Raw genomic sequence first — 19,092 nt, forward strand, 5'->3', positions numbered from 1 at the left:
TCCCACTCCTTTTATTTATAAATAAAAGGAAAGTTTCATTCTATGCATAAGGAATCCCCCTCATTCAAAGGGGGATTCCTTATGATTGTTCTTTTAATTTTTTCAATGCTTCTGCAGCAGCTTGTTGCTCTGCCTCTTTTTTTGACTTACCACTTCCAAGACCTAATGCCTCATTATTTAAAGTTACACGGGACACAAATTCTCGGTTGTGGGCCGGTCCTTTTTCTTGCAAAATTTGATACTCAACATTGCCACTACCATCACGCTGAATCAATTCTTGCAATTGACTCTTATAATCCATCACATGAGAAAAAGCACCTTCATTAATTTTTGGATATACAACTTCTTTTAAGTATCCCCAAACTGTTTCGAGCCCTTGATCAAGATAAAGGGCACCAATAAACGCTTCAAAGACATCCGCTAATAAAGCTGGTCGTTCACGTCCACCCGTCATTTCCTCACCTTTTCCTAATAAAACAAGGCTACCAAATGACATTTCGTTTGCAAAACGAACAAGAGATGGCTCACATACAATAGCTGCACGTAGTTTTGTTAACTCTCCTTCGCTCATTGTCGGATATTTTTGAAACAGATACTGTGATACAGTGAGTTCCAATACAGCATCGCCAAGAAATTCAAGACGCTCATTGTCCTCATGCGGTTTTTTTCGATGCTCATTCACATACGATGAATGCGTAAATGCTTGAATCAATAATTTTTCATCTGTAAACGTAATACCTATCTTTTCTTGAAATACTTTAAAAGCTTCACGATATTTTGTTTCGTATTTTTTTTCTCTATGTTTTCGGTACGGCATAGGTCCCTCCAGATATAAGCCGAGAAGCCCCGTTAAAAAACGGGACTTCACTTAAGCATTATAGATGACTCTCTATGTAAGTCACAGCATCGCCAACAGTAGCAATCTTTTCAGCATCTTCATCAGAAATTTCCATTTCGAATTCATCTTCTAATTGCATTACAAGTTCTACTACATCTAGGGAGTCTGCGCCCAAATCTTCTTTGAAGCTTGCAGCTGGTACTACTTCAGTTTCTTCTACTCCTAAACGATCAACGACAATTTTTGTTACACGCTCTAAAACATCTGCCATTTTATTCACCTCCCCTCAAATATTATATAAAATATTGTCCAAAAAAACTAGGTGAAATCGATTCTTTTATTACATTACCATACCGCCGTCAACATTTAACGTTTGACCTGTAACATATTTACTTTGATCAGAAGCGAAAAACGTTACAGTATTTGCGATATCTTGTGCTTCTCCAAACTGAGCCGCAGGAATTAATTTTAACATTTCTGCTTTTATATTTTCATCTAATACATCCGTCATATCAGTCGCAATAAACCCTGGAGCAATTGCATTTACAGTAATATTTCGGCTCGCTAATTCTTTTGCTGATGTTTTTGTTAATCCAATTACACCAGCTTTAGCAGCTACATAATTTGCTTGTCCTGGGTTTCCTGTTACACCAACAACAGAAGCGATATTAATAATACGTCCATGACGTTGACGCATCATATAGCGCGATACTGCTTTCGTACATAAGAAAACACCTTTTAAGTTTGTATTAATAACTGTATCCCATTCTTCTTCTTTCATACGCATTAATAAATTATCTTTTGTTACACCAGCGTTATTTACAAGAATATCAACTTGTCCAAACGTATCTACAGTTTGTTTCACCATACTTGTAACATCATCAGCATTTGCAACATCTGCTCTTACTGCAATGGCATCTGAACCTAATTTCTTTATTTCATCAACTACTTCATTCGCCTTTTGCTCATTACCAGCATAATTTACTACAACATTTGCCCCTTGTTTCGCTAAATCAATGGCAATCGCACGACCAATCCCACGTGAAGCACCAGTTACTAATGCTACTTTCCCTTTTAACATCAGCTTTCTCCTCTCAAATTTGAAATGGTATCTTTTAATGTCTCTTCATCATATATCGCATATGCTTTCACTGAAGAATCAATCGACTTCATAAGACCAGCAAGTACTTTTCCAGGTCCGATTTCAATGAATGTATCTACCCCTTGATTCACCATATACTCAATAGATGGGTACCATAATACAGGCGAATAGAGCTGTTCAATTAGCTTTTCTTGAATATCTGTACCACGTGTAATAACATCCGCCGTAACATTTGCAATAATAGGAATATTCGTGTCTTGAATTGTAATTTCATTTAAAACACTTTGGAATTTCTCAGCAGCTGGTTTCATAAGCGAGGAATGAAACGGTCCACTTACTTTGAGCGGAATTGCTCTTTTAGCGCCATTTTCTTTCGCTCTTTGAGAAGCAAGTTCTACTCCTTGCTTTGTTCCAGAAATAACAATTTGCTTCGTACTATTCATATTAGCAATTTGTACTGCGTATCCTTCACTTGTTACTTCTTCTGTAACTCGTTTCAGCATATCCGGATCCGCACCTAAAATAGCTGCCATTGCACCTTCCCCGCCTGGAACAGCTTCTTCCATATATTCCCCGCGTTTCCTTACAGCATATACAGCGTCTTCAAATGTTAATGCACCAGCAGCTACAAGAGCGCTATATTCACCCAAACTATGTCCTGCGACAAAATCAGGTGTAATATCATACTCCTTCAAAGCTGTTAAAATTGCAAAGCTCGTTGTTAATAGTGCCGGCTGCGCATTTGTCGTTAATGTTAACTTTTCCTGCGGTCCTTCAAAAATCACTTCTGAAAGAGAATCATGCAAAACCTCATCCGCTTTTGCAAACACTTTCGCAACCTCTTTATTATTCTCCGCTAACTGTCTACCCATTCCAACTGCCTGTGAACCTTGGCCCGGAAAAAGAAATGCTATTTTTCCCATTTCAAATCCTCCTCTTATTGAAGCGGCTCCTTCTCCATTACACTTGAAATTGTAGGAATTACTTCTTTCGCTACCATTTCTCTCGTTTGACGAATCGCACTAAATATCGATTGGTCATTAGAAGAACCGTGAGCCTTAATGACAGGAGCTTTCAATCCAAACAACGCCGCTCCTCCATACTCCGAATAATCCATTTTATCTTTCAATACCATAAGTTTTGGTTTTAATACCGCTGCTGCTAATTTGCTCGTAAACGAACTCATTAATTGTTCTTTTAACATAGAGAATAACGCAAGTGCTGTTCCTTCTAATGATTTTAGCGCTACATTACCCGTAAAACCATCACATACAACAACGTCTGCTACACCTTGCAATAAATCTCTTGATTCAACGTTTCCAACGAAATTAATTGGTGCATCCTTGAGCATAGCAAAGACCTGTTTTGAAAGCTCGTTTCCTTTACCATCCTCTGTTCCAACGTTTAAAAGTCCAACGCGTGGATTTTTAATTCCTCTTACCTTCTCTGCGTAAACAGAGCCCATTACTGCATATTGATATAAATGAATTGGTTTTGCATCAACGTTGGCTCCAACATCTAACATAACAAAACCTTCTCCATCAACAGTTGGCATTGTAGGTGATAAAGCTGGTCGTTCAATTCCTTCCATACGACCAATAACAAACAATCCAGCTGCCATCAAAGCTCCTGTACTACCTGCTGATATACAAGCATCCGCTACGCCGTCTTTTACTTGCTGCGCCGCTAGTACCATTGAAGCTTGTTTTTTTCGACGAACCGCTCTTACTGGTTCGTCTGTCGATTCAATTTTTTCGTCCGTATGAAGTATAGTAATTCGTTCTTCACTCGTTAAATATTGACGAATTCCCTCTTCTTTCCCTACTAACGTAATATGTAAATCTGAGTATTCCTTAATAGCTTTCATTGCTCCTAATACTACAGCCTTTGGTGCATGATCGCCGCCCATTGCATCTATTGCGATTTTCATAAGTTGTTACCTTCCTCACTATAATTACTAGATCGATACATTTCAAAAGTGCCTGTAAAAACAAGTTCTTCTCCTACAAAGCTACGCACTTTGACAACCGTCCGTCCTTTATCATTCTCTACATCTTCAACACGTGCTTTTGCAACAACACGCTCTCCTAATTTTACAGGACGAATATATCGAATGGTGGACTTTGCAGTTAAAGCTAATTCTTCATCAATAACCGCAACAGCTAGTGAGTTTGCTTGCGCAAACAAATGATGCCCACGAGCAATTTGATTTCTTTTAAATACATGTTCTACCTTTACTTCAAAGATAGAAATCGCATGTCTATCTAATTCTATATCGATAATTTCTCCGACAACCTCTTCTAACGGTAAAGATTTCACATCTTCTTCATGTTGTTTTGTAGCCACATACTTAATTCGTTCTCTTAATTCAGGAATAGATAATTCCATACGATCAAGACGAACAGTTTGTATGCTCACTTGAAATTTTTCCGCTAAATCTTCATCCGTTATAAAAGGATTCGTTTCTATTGTTTGTTGTAATAATTCTTGTCTTTCTTTTTTACTTCTTCTTTTTTTCATACCGCACCATCCATTTTTTATGACTAGGTACTAAAAGTAGTATATAATCATTAAAAGTAGAATGCAACAAAAACTTTTGCAGACTACTTTTAATCGAGCTTCTCTCCCTGGAACACACCTGTCCCATTAAGATAAGTACGCAGCGAAGCATACTGATCATTATGCCAAAACGCTTCTGAATCAACTAGTATCGCCGCATCTTGTCTTGCTGTTTCTAACGCCCGATAATCATGCACCATATCAGCAACCTTAAATTCTGGTAGACCACTTTGCTTACTTCCAAAGAAATCCCCAGGACCTCGTAACTCTAAATCTTTTTCTGATAATACAAATCCATCATTTGTTTCAGTCATAATGCGCATTCTTTCTTTTCCCGTTTCTGATTTTGGGTCCGCAATTAATAAACAATATGATTGTTCACTACCACGCCCAACACGCCCCCTCAGCTGATGGAGCTGTGATAAACCGAAACGTTCCGCATCATAAATAACCATAACAGTCGCATTTGGTACATTCACACCTACTTCAACAACTGTTGTCGACACAAGAATTTGCACTTTATTTTCACTAAACTGTCCCATTATCTCTTCTTTTTCTTGGGATGATAGTCTCCCATGCATTAATCCAACTTGGCATTTCCCTTGATAATGATGAGTCAGCATACTATGTAAGTCGATAGCATTTTGTACATCAAGCTTCTCAGACTCTTCAATAAGAGGGCAAATAACATATGCCTGTCTTCCTTTTTTTATCTCTTTCTCCACAAAGCCGAGAACACGATCTAACATATCATGTTTTGCCCAGTACGTTTCGATTACCTTTCTACCAGCTGGCATTTCATCGATAATAGAAACGTCCATCTCTCCAAATGCAGTGATAGCTAACGTACGCGGGATTGGGGTCGCCGTCATAAACAACACATCTGGACTTTCACCTTTCTCACGTAAAACCCGGCGCTGCGCCACACCAAATCGATGCTGTTCATCGGTAATAACGAGACCTAACCTATGAAATATAACTTCGTCTTGAATTAAAGCGTGCGTCCCAACAAGGATGTCTACCTCTCCTTGTTCTAATCTCGACAAAATTTCTCGACGTCTCGCACCTTTAACAGAACTTGTTAGCAATTCAACCTTCATACCGAAATGTGAAAACGTCTCCGCGAGCGACTGATAATGTTGTTCGGCTAAAATTTCTGTAGGAACCATCAAAGCACCTTGATAATGAGCCAATTTCGCCGCATAAAGAGCAATCGCAGCAACAACTGTTTTCCCAGAACCTACATCCCCTTGCAATAATCGATTCATTCGGTACGGAGATGTCATATCTTTCATTATTTCATCTACAACCCGGCGTTGTGCACCAGTTAAGGGAAACGGAAGTGCATCAGTAAACTCTTGCAATTCTACTAATGAAATTTCTTTTTTCGTCCCTTTCGAGTTTTCCCTTTCCATTTTCCGTAATGTTTGCATTTTCAACTGAAACAAGAAAAACTCCTCATATACAAAACGGCGACGCGCTTGCTTTAAGTCTTCCTGTCCCACTGGAAAATGTAACCCTCTGAGCGCTTCATAGCGTGATAATAATTTATATCGACTTAACAAACCATCTGGTAACACTTCGACTATAGAATCTCCATACTCCTTAAATGCTTGTGCAACAAAACGGCGCATCTGTTTTACTGTCAGTTTTCCTTTCACTGAATATACAGGTTCTACTTCTTGTTGTCGTACAACCGGTCCAAAATTCAGTTCTGATACAGCAATTGTTTGGCGATGCTGATCCCATTTACCAGTAATCGTTACCGTTTCATCTAGATTTAACTTTTGTTTATAGTATGGTCTATTAAAACATACAGCTGTAATTAAATAACGACCGACGAGAACACGAACTGTAAGACGTGACTTCTTCTTCCCATAATATTGCAGTAAAGGAGCACTATGAACTTTTCCCTCAACTGTTACACGCTCGTCATGCTTTACTTCAGCAAGATCTTTCATCGCATAGTCTTCATAGCGGTACGGAAAATGTTCTAATAGATGAGAAACTGTATAAATTCCCATCTCGTGTAACAACTCAGATGTTTCTCCTCCGATTCCCTTTACATCCGTAACAGGAACTTGTACAACTTCATTCAAGATTCTCACGCTCCGTCACATTATTTTCTTTGATTCATTCTATTGATTATCCATTAATATCATTGACATCTGTAATTGCTCTCTTTCACCTTATATATTCTATCATAGGCATTCTAAGAGAAACTACTCTAATCCCTCTGTATAAAGTGAAACTATAATCAGTGGGGGTTTTGTTCATCCCCCACTGATTATTAGCCTTCACCAATCGGGCGTTTACGGGCAGTTTATCTCCCACCTAACTTCTTTGCTCCAGCCGAATTTAGGGATGGAAGTTTTACTGCCCACAAATAGCGGGATAAAACAAAGTTGTACAATACGTAAGAAAAGAGCCTCACTATTAGCAGCAAGGCTCTTTTCTATCATCAATATGCTAGCCTTTTGAATAAAAACTAGTAATAAATTTCATATCACTATTTCTTATCCATTAGCAAGTAAGTAACCCATTTATTTTCAAATCTTATCTTATTCTACAGAGAAGATGAAAGAATACACCGGTTGGTTCCCTGCATGTACTTCTACTTCTGCATCTTCAAAGTTCTCTTCTACAAATGCAACTAATTCAGCCACTTCTTCATCTGTTGCATCTTCACCTTGTAGGATCGTTACGATTTCAGAATCCTCATCAATTAGCGCTTCTAGTAATTGCTTTGCAGCTCCTACTTTCTCAGCATTTGTAGATACGATTTTCCCATCTGCAAGACACATGAAATCATCTTTTTGAATCGCTACACCGTCAATTTCCGTATCACGAACAGCATACGTAATCTGACCTGTTTTCACATGAGCTAAAGCTTCTTTCATGTTTTCTTCATTCTCTTCTAGCGTTCCAACTGGATTAAATGCTAACATTGCAGCCATACCTTGAGGAACTGTTTTTGAACGAATAACAATAACTTCTTGTTCTACAACTGACGCTGCTTGTTCTGCTGCCATCACGATATTCCCGTTATTTGGTAAGATGATGATTTTTTCAGCATTCGCCTCTTCAATCGCCTTCACAATATCCTCCGTACTCGGATTCATCGTTTGGCCACCTTCGATAACTTTCGTTGCGCCAATGCTCTCAAATAAAGTTTTAATACCCGATCCCATAGCTACAGTTACAATACCATACGGTTGTTTCTCTATTGGCTGATTCGTTTGTTCAGGCACCATGGTAGGTTCATCTAATAAAGCAGTATGCTGTTCACGCATATTTTCTACTTTGATCTTAATTAGACTACCGTAACGTTGTCCATAGTTCATAGGTTCTCCAGGATGTTCCGCATGAATATGAACCTTTACAACCTCATCATCCGATACAACAAGTAGTGAATCTCCGTACACACTAATATCTTCACGGAATTTTTGTTCAGAGAAATTATGTTCCTTCATTTTTTCAGGCTCTAATTTCACCATGAATTCCGTACAATATCCATACTTAATATCTTCTGTACTCAATTGGCTTTGTACACTACGGTGATGTTCTGCGCGTACCATGTCATTCATAGATGGTTGGGCAGGCATATTAGAAGAAATCGTTTCTCCTTTTAAGTCAGCTAAAAATCCTTCATACACAACAACAAGACCTTTACCACCGCTATCTACAACGCCAACTTGTTTTAATACAGGTAATAAATCTGGCGTACGATTTAACGATGCGTTTGCTTCTTTTACAACGTCTTCCATAAACAAAACAAAGTCGCGCTGTTTTTTCGCAACTGTCACTGCATATTTACCCGTTTCTCTTGCAACCGTTAAAATCGTTCCTTCAATTGGTTTCATAACCGCTTTGTAAGCTGCCTCTACTCCAGCTTCTAAAGCTGCAGCAAAATCAACTGTCGTTAATTCTTCTTTTTGTTCAATGGATTTAGAGAAACCACGGAATAACTGAGATAAAATAACCCCAGAGTTACCACGAGCCCCCATTAATAATCCTTTGGCTAAACTTACGCCGACTTTACCAGCATGCTGTGAAAGATTTGCTTTCACTTCACGTGCGCCTGAAGTCATTGATAAGTTCATGTTTGTACCGGTATCGCCATCTGGAACTGGAAATACGTTTAATGCATCAACAAGCTGAACATTATTTGTTAAATTATTGGCTCCTTGAATGATCATTTGTGATAAACGTTTTCCATCAATTTTTTGAATTGACACAGATTTTCCTCCTTAATGCACATTACAAGTTTATTACTTTAACTCCTTGTACGTAGATGTTTACAGAATCTACTGCTAGTCCTACAGTTTGATCTAATGTATATTTCACTTTAGTCTGCACGTTATGTGCTACTTCTGAAATTTTCGTACCATAGCTCACAATAATATACATATCAATATGTACTTCATCTTCATCTTTACGAACAATAACGCCTCTAGTGAAGTTTTCTTTTCGTAAAATGTCTGTTAATCCATCTTTTAACTGATTTTTTGATGCCATACCTACGATACCGTAGCAATCTACTGCGGCACCTCCAGCAATTGTTGCAATTACATCTGTACTAATATCAATTTGACCGTACTTCGTTTTAATTTCAATTGACATCTCGTTTCCCCCTTCATAAATGGTGAAAGTGAGCTAGACTACTTTAGTTACTATCATATAATCTTTTCAAAGAAAATTCCATCGTTCTTTCTTTTTCACTCTCATATTTTATGTTTTAAATTACATTTTTTTATGATGAGCAAAATAGTCCATTGTTATTATACAACATGTACCACTATAATATGTCAAGCAATTTTTCTTGATTTCACCTTTTCTTCATTGACATATAGTGTCAAGTATTTTTTCTTGATTTCTTTTTCCTACGGTGTTGCATTCTCTTTTTAGTTGTGTTAAATTATAGTAGTGTTTTTAGCATCGCATAAAAGGCTAACATTGAAAAATTACGTATGTTACGGTAGTTAAGGGAGGGAAATATAAATGGCTCGTGTTTGTGCTATCACTGGAAGAAAAGCTCGTTCTGGTAACTCTCGTTCTCACGCAATGAACGCTACAAAACGTAAATGGGGCGCTAACCTTCAAAAAGTTCGCGTACGCATCGACGGAAAAGTTCAACGTGTTTACGTTTCTGCTAGAGCATTAAAATCTGGCAAAATCGAACGTGTTTAATAATAAAAAAAAGAGCCGCTAGGCTCTTTTTTTATTATACCAATGGAAAAAGCACCGGTAATAGGTGCTTTTTTTAGTCTTTTTTGAAGGTATTTAACATCGCACGAACAATTCCACCAAGAAATTTAGGTAACTTAATTGTATAAAATCTCATGGTTTCCCTCCTAATCCCCATTACTCCACTTGTTCACTATATGATGCAAGGAGCAAAATTGTTTCTTCAATCAGTGCTTCTTATCATCATTAATATGCCAGAAGTAAATGAAAAATTACCTTTTTCCTCAATGAGTTCATTACTAATACAAAGTGTCGATCCCCACTCTATTGTTTTATTAGTAAGAGGGTACTTAAAACCGTGAAGTGTAATACCTTCTACCCTTTCAGTAACTGGTACAAATGATACGTATGGAAAATGTTCGTTTCCTTCAATTATATACATACCAAACTTTTTCACCATTATTTCATTTTTATTGTCTACAATACACATCTCTATGTTTACTTCTAATCCCTTTAAAAGCATCTGAATATTTGCTAAACCATGATCAAGTCTTCCACCAGTAGCACCAAAAATACGAATTAACTTTGGTTTCTGTTCTAAAGCCCAGCTAATTGCAATTTCTAAATCTGTTTGATCTTTTTCTCGCGGGACAATATGTAATTCATTTGTCTGCTGTCCCATCCATGCTAATTCCTCATCAGTAACTGAATCATAATCCCCAAACGCAACAGCCGGAGTGATTCCCCTTTTCAACAAACGGTACACTCCTCTATCAACGGCCGCCCAAACTACTTCTTCATTTTCATACCGAGAAAAATCTGCGCAGTATTCTGCAGGTCCTCCCGCTAAAATATGAATAATCATTTTTCCTTCCCCTTCTATTGTAAAAAGGCAATCTGCCATTCGGTAGATTGCCTTTCTCCTTATTTGCCACTCTAACATGTATAAATAGTGAAGTCTTAATGAACTAGAAGCTTCACTAGGATAACGGTTCATTCTTTATCCGCGAATTACACGAATTGCTTCACCGCGGTCTTTTTGATTGTATACTGCTGATCCCGCTACAAGAACATTCGCTCCTGCTTCAATACAAAGTCTTGCTGTTTCAGCGTTGACACCACCATCAACTTCAATTTCCACTTGTAGATTTCGCTCTTTAACCATTTCTGCAACTTGTTTGATTTTCGGTAATACAGAATGAATAAATTTCTGTCCGCCAAATCCAGGATTTACTGTCATAAGTAATACCATGTCTATATCTTCTAATACATGCTCAATCGTTGAAACTGGAGTATGTGGATTTAATACAACTCCCGCTTTAATGTCATGAGATTTAATTAACTGAATTGTACGATGTAGATGTGGACAAGCTTCTACATGGACAGTAATAATATCAGCTCCTGCTTTTGCGAAAGTTGGGATATAGTTATCAGGATTTTCAATCATTAAATGTACATCTAACGGTAATGATGTAATCGGACGGATTGCTTCTACAATTAATGGTCCAATCGTAATATTTGGTACGAAATGTCCATCCATTACATCGACGTGAATGTAGTCAGCTCCACCTTTTTCTACATCTTTAATCTCTTCCCCTAATCTTGAAAAATCTGCTGATAAAATCGATGGTGCAATTTTAATCATGACTAATACCTCGGCTTTCTCTCTCTAATTTCTTCTACGAATTGTTTGTAATTCTTATAACGATATTCGGTAATCTTTCCTTCTTCAATCGCAGCTTTCACCGCGCATTTCGGTTCAGCAAGGTGTGTACACCCTCTAAATTTACAGTATTGGCTCGCTTCTTTCAACTCTGGAAAACAATATGTAAGATCTTCTACCTCTATATCTATGAAATCAAGCGAACTAAAACCAGGTGTATCCGCAACAAGTCCGCTTCCAACTGTAATTAATTCCACGTGTCTTGTCGTATGCTTTCCACGTCCTAAATGTGAAGAAATATCATTAGTTTTCAATTCTAAATCTGGACGTAATACGTTTAGCATTGAAGATTTCCCAACACCAGATTGGCCTGCAACGACGGAAATACAACCTTCTAAGAATGGTTTCAGAATATCAATACTTTCCGATGTATTTATAGAAGTAAACAACACATCATAACCCATTTCACGATAATCATTTGCATAAGATTCAACAGTTTCTCTCATTTTTTCATCTACTAAATCCATCTTACTAATACAAATAATCGGTTTAATGTTATGATATTCAATCAATACTAAAAATCGATCTAACAGTCCTGGATTAAAATCTGGTTCTACTGCAGAGAAAACAAGAATAGCTTGATCAACATTAGCAATAGGAGGTCTAACAAGTTCATTTTTTCGATCAAATACTTCTAACACATAACCTTCATTCGGATTATCCGCTTGAAAAACAACTTGGTCTCCTACAAGTGGTGTAATTTTATTCTTTCTAAATACACCACGCCCGCGACATTGTGTAATCCCTTCCTCATTCTGCACATAATAAAACCCACTTAGAGCTTTTACAATTTTTCCTTCTGGCATATAATTCTCCTTTATTTTGTATAAAATGAAACTGCAATTAAATATGAATAGACTAGAGTTCTTTAAACAATTATTTCAAAACCCACCAAATATATATCCAGGTTCATATATTTAATCTACCATCAAATTTGAAATATTATTTACAACAGTATCACTTTTACAGCTTTTTGAATCATATATTTTTGCCTGTTATACAGTCCACGATGTAGACAGCATAACAGGCAAGAGTAGTGAATTCCATCTTCTATATAAGGACGATGGAATTCACTATTATTGAGCTGGATATGGTACTTCTTTGTCCATAATCGTTACTCCATCTCGGACAATCTTATAGTGTCCCTTTGCACCTTCTTGAATTACAAATTCTAAAGAAATAATCGCTGACTCAGTAATTGTTCTCGTTTCAACTGGTTTATCCATTTTTTGCTGCATATCTTCTTTATAAATTTCTATTGTTTGCGGCTTTTTATCACCTGTTGCAGAAGCTTCATATGGGATAGAAATGTTATCCACTTTTACCGTTTTCGTCACTTTAGGCTTCGGACCATCGGAGATAACAATCGATACTTTATCTCCTTCTTTTAAAGGTGTCCCAGGCTTTGGTAACTGTGAAATAACAAGGCCTTTATCAACCGTATCTGAATACTCTCTTTTTATATCAGAAACGAGCTTTCTTTCATTTAAATAACCTTTTACACTATTTTCAGTCCATCCTGAAAAATCACCTGGTCTTATTTGATAAGGTCCTTTACTTACCCAAACTTTCAGTTCTTGTTCCGCCTCTATAACCATTTGATCAGGCGTTGGTATTTGCTCTACAATTTCACCTTTCGGCTTATCATTTTCAATATAATTTATTGTAACTTGTTTATATTTTTCTTCTAACTCAGCTCTTATACTCTCGAAATCTTTTCCTGTCAAATCACGCATCTTACTTTTCTTTTTTCCACCTGATTGATAGATAGTAATTTTAGAGTTTTCTTTTACTACTCTTCCTGCTATAGGATCTGTTTTTATCACTTTTCCGGCTTCAACATCATCTGTATATACAAGATTAGGTTCAGTAACTTCAAACCCTTTTTCAACTAATGTATTTACAGCTGTCGTATATTTCATACCAGCCACATCAGGAACCTTCACATCTTTCGGAATAAAGAAGCCTGGAATAACAGTAAGTGCTAAGGTTATCCCTATTGCTAAAAATAAAAATGTTGTAATTAAAACTTTCAGCCATTTATTACTTCGTTTTTTCTTCTTACCTGATTCGGTCTCTTCTTTTCTTACTTGTTCATCCACTTTACTTCCTTTTAATACAATCGTTTCATCACTTACATTTTGAAATAGTTGTTCTTGTTGAATAATCGGAATCGCTTTCGTTGCTTCCATATCTTCTGGTATGTAAAATGGTTGTTCATTTATTCGTTCTGGGTATAGTGCTGTTTCAATATCTCGTTTCATCGCGTTAGCAGATTGATATCGATGAAATGGATCTTTCGCAGTCGCCTTTAATATAATATTTTCAACACTTTGTGGAATATTTTCATTCCATCTTTTTGGAGATGGCATTTCATTTTGTAAATGTTTTAACGCAATTGCAACAGCAGATTCACCAGAAAACGGTTGTCTTCCTGTTAACAATTCAAACATAACAATCCCAAGTGAATAAATATCTGATTGTTTATTCGCTATACCGCCGCGCGCTTGTTCTGGTGATAAATAATGCACCGAACCGAGCACCGAATTTGTATGTGTAATCGTTGCTGCACTTGTAGCTGTCGCAATTCCAAAGTCTGTTACTTTTATCACTCCGTCATCTCGAATCAAAATATTGTGCGGTTTAATATCGCGATGTACAATCTCAAAATGATGGGCGTGTGCCATAGCGGACGTTAACTGCTCCATTATATCAAGAGCTTCTCCTATCGGTAACATCCCTCGATCGATTATGTATTGCTTCAATGTTCGTCCAGGTACATATTCCATTACAAGATAATATATACCATCCTCTTCCCCAACATCATACATATTCACAATATTTGGATGCGACAACGTTGTAACAGATTGCGCTTCTCGATGGAAACGTTTAATAAACTCTTCATTATTTGAATAGTCGAGTCTTAATATTTTTACCGCTACATCTCGGCCAAGTATATCATCATGAGCTAAATATACATTGGCCATTCCTCCACCGCCAATCATTTTCAGCAGCTTATAACGGTCATTTAAGCGTTTTCCAATCAGCACGTTGCACTTCACCTACTTTCGTTTGTCGAATCCGCATAATCAATAATAACGAGGGTGATATTATCTTCTCCACCACGATCATTTGCTAATTGAATGAGATGCTCTCCCTTCGCCTCGAGCTGTTCATTCAATTGTAAAATTTGTTGCATATCAGCCATAGGGACTTTGTTAGACAATCCATCAGAGCAAAGAAGCAATTGATCGTCTTCTTCGAGCACCAATGTTTTAACATCTAGTCCGACTTTTTCTTCTGTTCCTAACGCTCTTAACAGAACATTCTTTTTCGGGTGATATTCTGCATCTTCTTTTGAAATTTCACCGTGCCTAACAAGTTCATTTACAAGTGAGTGATCTTCCGTTACAAGCGATGTTTCTCCCTCTGATACCATATAACAACGACTATCTCCTATATGACCTATTGTTACAAAGCTAGGTGTACAAATCGCCACGATAACCGTTGTTCCCATGCCATTACATTCTACATGCTGCTGAGAGTAAGCATATATGCGCTCATTAATAATTCCAACGTTAGTATGTAACCACTTTTCTACCTTTTTAGGCTCATTCATATTATGCGTTTGCTTCCAATAATCATGGAATAATTGAATAGCCATCGAGCTAGCTACATCGCCAGCTCGATGACCTCCCATTCCATCTGCTACTACCGCTAAAATATTTCCATCTAAATTGCGAAAAACTCCTGCACTATCTTCATTATGTTGACGAACTTTCCCTTTATCCGATAGAAACACGGCTTTCATCTCGTCACCTCGTCTCTTCTTTGCGCTCCTTTGCACGCAACTGACCGCAGGCTGCATCAATATCATGACCTTGTTCACGGCGAATTGTTACATTCACTCCACGATCTTTTAACGTCTTTTCAAATAAGAAAATTTGCTCTCGTGGCGTACGTACATAATCACGTTCTGGCACGTAGTTTACCGGAATTAAGTTTACATGACATTTTACACCTTTTAAGAGCGCAGCAAGTTCTTCAGCGTGCTCAACTTGGTCATTTTCTCCTCCAAATAAGCCATATTCAAATGTAATACGACGCCCTGTTCTATTTACATAGTATTTAACAGCTTCCATTAAATCAGGTAGCTTATAAGCACGGTTAATCGGCATTAATTTTGAACGTATCTCTGTATTTGCAGCATGCAATGAAATCGCAAAATTGATTTGCATATCTTCTTCAGCGAACTTATAAATTTTCGGAACAATTCCACTTGTTGAAACTGTCATATGTCTTGCACCAATATGAATTCCTTTTTCATGATTTACAATGCGTAAGAATGACATTAAGTTATCATAATTATCAAACGGTTCTCCAATTCCCATAACAACAAGAGAACTTACACGTTCTTCTGTTTCATCAAGTGCACGCTGAACTTCTACTACTTGCGCTACAATTTCTCCAGCCTCTAAGTTTCGTTTTAACCCACCAAGTGTAGATGCACAGAACGTACAGCCAATGCGGCAACCCACCTGTGTTGTTACACAAATGGAATTTCCATACTCATGTCGCATTAGTACAGTTTCAATAGAGTACCCATCATATAACTGGAATAGGAATTTAATCGTTCCATCCGAAGACGTTTGTTTTACTAAAGTGTTTAAAGTAGTAATATCAAAGGAATTCGACAATTTATCGCGCAATCCTTTAGCAAGGTTTGACATATCCTCATAATTTTTTACACGTTTTTTATATAGCCAATCAAAAATTTGTCCTGCACGGAACTTAGGTTCTCCTTGTTCCTTTAACCAATCTTGCATTTCATGAAGTTGTAAAGAATAAATTGATGGTTTCTTTGTTTCTAGATTCTTCTTTTGTTTTTTTACAGTCGTTTCCATGATGCTACACCTTCTTTCTTAAACAAGCAATATAAAAGCCATCTGTTGCAAAATAATGCGGTAAAATTCGTACTTGACCTTCATCAATATACGGATTTAACTTTTCTGGCATACGGTCTTTTATCGTAGTATCCCATTCAAATTCAGGATGCTCTTGTAAAAATTGCTTTATTACTTGTTCATTTTCTATTTTTTCAATTGTGCACGTACTATAAACAAGGCGACCACCTTGTTTTAACAATGGTGCTATTTTTTCTAGTATCGCAAGTTGAATCGTTGATAACCTTTCACTATCGCCCTTATCTTTACCTAACTTAATATCAGGTTTACGTCTAATAACACCAAATCCAGAACATGGTGCATCTACTAATATTTTGTCAAAAGATTCATTTGCAAAATGCTCTTGAACTTTTCTAGCATCTAAAGCCATCGTTTCTACATTTTCTAAACCAAGTCTCTTCGCCTGTTGTTCAATTAAACGTACTTTATGTGCGTGTAAATCAAGCGACATTACCTTACCAGTTCCGTCCAAACGCTCTGCAATATGAGTTGTTTTTCCGCCAGGAGCAGCACAACTATCTAGAACTGCATCTCCTTTATTCGGTTCTAAAGCACGTGCTACAAGCATTGAGCTTTCATCTTGAATAGAAAGGAAACCTTTTTTGAACGCTTCTGTATGTGCGACATTTCCTCTTTCAATTTGAATTGCATCCTCTGACAATTCGCCACGTTTTGCTTCTATACCCTCATCAGCTAATAACGCAACCGCTTCTTCTACCGTTACTTTATCAACATTTACACGTGCTGTTGGTACAGGTGGCAACATATTTACTTCACACATTTTCTCTGCTGTCTCTAAACCATATTCGGATGCCCATTCTTGTACAAGCCACATTGGGTGACTCGTTGCAATTGCAAGACGTTCTACTGGATTTTCGATTTCTTCTAACGAAGGTACACCTTCTCGCTGAATTGAACGCAATACTCCGTTCACCATACCTGAAATCCCTTTATGCCCACGACGCTTTGCAATCTCAACAGCTTCATGAATAGCCGCTCTTTCGGGAACTCGGTCTAAATATAACATTTGATATAAAGATAGGCGAAGCAACACTCTTACCCACGCTTCAACCTTTTTTCTTAAAAATGGTTGTAAATAATAATCTAGTGTGTCACGACGTTGAATTGTTCCATATACCATTTCAGTTAATAAACCAATATCTTTTCTGTCAATTGTATTTTTTTCGATCAGATTATTTAAAAGTAAGTTGCTATATGCACCACTTTTTTCTACTTGAATTAAGCCATCCAGAGCTAACTCACGAACATTTTGTCTCATGCATTTTCTCCTAACTTCGTACCAATTTCAGGTTTTGTTCCACGTAAAAATTGTGAACAACTCATACGCTTTTTACCAGACGGTTGCAATTCAGTGATTTTAACACCTGTCTCATTCCCTGTTGCAACAACAAATCCATCTTCTTCAAGAGCTACTATTGTACCTGGTTCAGCTTTCTCTGTAATAGAGATTTTCTCTCCCCACCATACTTTAATAACTTGTCCTGCCAAAGTCGTATAAGCAACTGGCCATGGATTCAATCCGCGAATGTGATTGTATACTTCTTCACCTGTTTTTGTCCAATCAATTATCTCTTGCTCACGTTTAATATTATATGCAAACGTCACTTCAGCTTCACTTTGTTTAATTGGTTCTAGTTTACCCTGAATTAGTAAAGGAACCGTTTTAGATAAAAGGTGTGCTCCTGCTTCGCTTAACTTATCAAATAATGAACCTGTTGTTTCACGCTCTTCAATTTCTACTTCTACTTGTGTTAATATATCGCCAGCATCTAATTTTTCTACCATATACATAATTGTAATACCTGTTTTCTCTTTACCTTCCATGATCGCATAATGAATTGGTGCACCACCGCGAAGTTCTGGAAGTAATGACGCGTGGACATTAATACATCTATACTTTGGCGCTTCTAAAATTTCATTCGGTACGATTTGTCCAAATGCCGCTGTTACAATTAAGTCTGGCTCTAGTGCTAATACTTTTTCATATTCGTCTTTTTCACGAATTTTTAACGGTTGTAATACTGGAATACCATGTTTTTCCGCTTCTACTTTAACAGGAGTAGGTGTTAAAACCTTTTTTCTACCAACTGGACGATCCGGTTGCGTTACAACACCCACTACGTCATATCCGTCCTCGATAAGACGACGAAGCACCGGCACAGAAAAGTCCGGTGTCCCCATAAATACTACTTTCATCATTCAAAAACCGCTCCTTTTAAACCTATTCTAATTCGCCTGCTTCATAATATCTTTTCACTTTAGATGTAAATAAAACACCGTGTAAATGATCGATTTCATGCTGAATTGCACGCGCTAAGAAGTCATCCGCTTCTAATAAAAATATTTTACCGCGACGATTTTGCGCACGTACTTTAATGTAATCTGCACGCTCCACTTCACCATAAAGTCCCGGAAAGCTTAAGCAGCCTTCGGGACCTACTTGTTCACCACGTTTTTCTAAAATAACAGGATTAATTAATTCAATTTTACCCGTATCATCACCTATATCAACAACAGCAACTTGTAAGCTTACACCTACTTGTGGCGCAGCTAGACCAACTCCGTCTGCAATTAACATTGTTTCATGCATATCTTTTAACAATTTCACTAACTTTTTATCAAAGTTAATTACTCTTTCGCATGGTGTTTCTAACACTTCATTTGGATGCTTTACAATTTCTAAAACTGCCATATTTCC

General features: G+C 37.3%; 20 protein-coding genes. 1 reads left to right on the forward strand and 19 read right to left on the reverse strand.

Features of this window, described 5'->3' with window-relative positions:
* Window positions 1-79 precede the first annotated feature (79 nt).
* The 9 genes from rncS to MHB76_RS18100 all read right to left on the reverse strand — a co-directional run bounded on the left by rncS (window position 80) and on the right by MHB76_RS18100 (window position 9,122).
* Window positions 80-817 carry a ribonuclease III gene (rncS, locus tag MHB76_RS18060; protein WP_016106003.1) on the reverse strand — a complete coding sequence of 246 codons (738 nt, stop codon included), beginning with the start codon at window positions 815-817 and terminating at the stop codon, window positions 80-82.
* Window positions 818-875: 58 nt separating this feature from the next.
* Window positions 876-1,109 carry an acyl carrier protein gene (gene acpP, locus MHB76_RS18065; protein WP_002014515.1) on the reverse strand — a complete coding sequence of 78 codons (234 nt, stop codon included), beginning with the start codon at window positions 1,107-1,109 and terminating at the stop codon, window positions 876-878.
* Between the two features lie 69 nt (window positions 1,110-1,178).
* On the reverse strand, window positions 1,179-1,919 hold the full coding sequence (gene fabG, locus MHB76_RS18070; RefSeq protein WP_016106004.1) for a 3-oxoacyl-[acyl-carrier-protein] reductase: 741 nt from the start codon (window positions 1,917-1,919) through the stop codon (window positions 1,179-1,181).
* Complete coding sequence (fabD, locus tag MHB76_RS18075; protein WP_002160730.1) at window positions 1,919-2,863, reverse strand: ACP S-malonyltransferase; 945 nt, start codon at window positions 2,861-2,863, stop codon at window positions 1,919-1,921. The genes fabG and fabD overlap by 1 nt, the downstream gene beginning before the upstream one ends.
* 14 nt (window positions 2,864-2,877) lie before the next feature.
* Window positions 2,878-3,870, reverse strand: coding sequence for a phosphate acyltransferase PlsX (gene plsX, locus MHB76_RS18080; protein WP_002160729.1), 993 nt, complete (start codon window positions 3,868-3,870; stop codon window positions 2,878-2,880).
* Window positions 3,867-4,460, reverse strand: a complete 594-nt coding sequence (gene fapR, locus MHB76_RS18085) for a transcription factor FapR (protein WP_078172932.1) — start codon at window positions 4,458-4,460, stop codon at window positions 3,867-3,869. The genes plsX and fapR overlap by 4 nt, the downstream gene beginning before the upstream one ends.
* 89 nt (window positions 4,461-4,549) lie before the next feature.
* Window positions 4,550-6,598: an ATP-dependent DNA helicase RecG gene (recG, locus tag MHB76_RS18090; protein WP_078172931.1), complete on the reverse strand. Its 2,049-nt coding sequence runs from the start codon at window positions 6,596-6,598 to the stop codon at window positions 4,550-4,552.
* Between the two features lie 462 nt (window positions 6,599-7,060).
* Entirely contained in the window at window positions 7,061-8,737 is a 1,677-nt protein-coding gene (locus tag MHB76_RS18095; protein WP_002160728.1) for a DAK2 domain-containing protein, read from the reverse strand.
* 22 nt (window positions 8,738-8,759) lie between these two features.
* Window positions 8,760-9,122 (reverse strand): Asp23/Gls24 family envelope stress response protein, encoded by a 363-nt coding sequence (locus MHB76_RS18100; protein WP_000021109.1) that lies wholly within the window; start codon window positions 9,120-9,122, stop codon window positions 8,760-8,762.
* 378 nt (window positions 9,123-9,500) lie between these two features.
* Between MHB76_RS18100 and rpmB the strand changes: the two genes are divergently transcribed.
* Complete coding sequence (gene rpmB / locus MHB76_RS18105) at window positions 9,501-9,689, forward strand: 50S ribosomal protein L28 (RefSeq protein ID WP_000124776.1); 189 nt, start codon at window positions 9,501-9,503, stop codon at window positions 9,687-9,689.
* A gap of 73 nt (window positions 9,690-9,762) precedes the next feature.
* Here the strand turns inward: rpmB and spoVM are convergent, their stop codons facing one another.
* The 10 genes from spoVM to def form a co-directional block, all read right to left on the reverse strand.
* Window positions 9,763-9,843, reverse strand: coding sequence for a stage V sporulation protein SpoVM (spoVM, locus tag MHB76_RS18110; RefSeq protein ID WP_001213599.1), 81 nt, complete (start codon window positions 9,841-9,843; stop codon window positions 9,763-9,765).
* A 66-nt stretch (window positions 9,844-9,909) separates the two neighbouring features.
* On the reverse strand, window positions 9,910-10,590 hold the full coding sequence (locus MHB76_RS18115) for a thiamine diphosphokinase (protein ID WP_033714868.1): 681 nt from the start codon (window positions 10,588-10,590) through the stop codon (window positions 9,910-9,912).
* A gap of 96 nt (window positions 10,591-10,686) precedes the next feature.
* Window positions 10,687-11,331 carry a ribulose-phosphate 3-epimerase gene (rpe, locus tag MHB76_RS18120; RefSeq protein WP_002111395.1) on the reverse strand — a complete coding sequence of 215 codons (645 nt, stop codon included), beginning with the start codon at window positions 11,329-11,331 and terminating at the stop codon, window positions 10,687-10,689.
* Window positions 11,332-11,333: 2 nt separating this feature from the next.
* Complete coding sequence (rsgA, locus tag MHB76_RS18125) at window positions 11,334-12,215, reverse strand: ribosome small subunit-dependent GTPase A (RefSeq protein WP_016106007.1); 882 nt, start codon at window positions 12,213-12,215, stop codon at window positions 11,334-11,336.
* Between the two features lie 270 nt (window positions 12,216-12,485).
* Window positions 12,486-14,459 (reverse strand): Stk1 family PASTA domain-containing Ser/Thr kinase, encoded by a 1,974-nt coding sequence (gene pknB / locus MHB76_RS18130; RefSeq protein ID WP_016106008.1) that lies wholly within the window; start codon window positions 14,457-14,459, stop codon window positions 12,486-12,488.
* Window positions 14,460-14,467: 8 nt separating this feature from the next.
* Window positions 14,468-15,220 (reverse strand): Stp1/IreP family PP2C-type Ser/Thr phosphatase, encoded by a 753-nt coding sequence (locus tag MHB76_RS18135; protein ID WP_016106009.1) that lies wholly within the window; start codon window positions 15,218-15,220, stop codon window positions 14,468-14,470.
* A 4-nt stretch (window positions 15,221-15,224) separates the two neighbouring features.
* The gene (rlmN, locus tag MHB76_RS18140; RefSeq protein WP_002014500.1) at window positions 15,225-16,313 is read right to left on the reverse strand and encodes a 23S rRNA (adenine(2503)-C(2))-methyltransferase RlmN; all 1,089 of its coding nucleotides are present in this window, start codon (window positions 16,311-16,313) and stop codon (window positions 15,225-15,227) included.
* Between the two features lie 4 nt (window positions 16,314-16,317).
* A complete protein-coding gene (gene rsmB, locus MHB76_RS18145; RefSeq protein ID WP_002088220.1) occupies window positions 16,318-17,652 on the reverse strand; it encodes a 16S rRNA (cytosine(967)-C(5))-methyltransferase RsmB in 1,335 nt (444 codons plus the stop codon).
* Window positions 17,649-18,593, reverse strand: coding sequence for a methionyl-tRNA formyltransferase (gene fmt / locus MHB76_RS18150; protein ID WP_002160723.1), 945 nt, complete (start codon window positions 18,591-18,593; stop codon window positions 17,649-17,651). The genes rsmB and fmt overlap by 4 nt, the downstream gene beginning before the upstream one ends.
* A 22-nt stretch (window positions 18,594-18,615) precedes the next feature.
* On the reverse strand, window positions 18,616-19,086 hold the full coding sequence (gene def, locus MHB76_RS18155) for a peptide deformylase (RefSeq protein ID WP_002014496.1): 471 nt from the start codon (window positions 19,084-19,086) through the stop codon (window positions 18,616-18,618).
* Between the last annotated feature and the right edge of the window lie 6 nt (window positions 19,087-19,092).

It is taken from the genome of Bacillus sp. FSL M7-1345 (genome assembly GCF_038006985.1).
GTDB classification, from domain to species: Bacteria; Bacillota; Bacilli; order Bacillales; family Bacillaceae_G; genus Bacillus_A; species Bacillus_A cereus_U.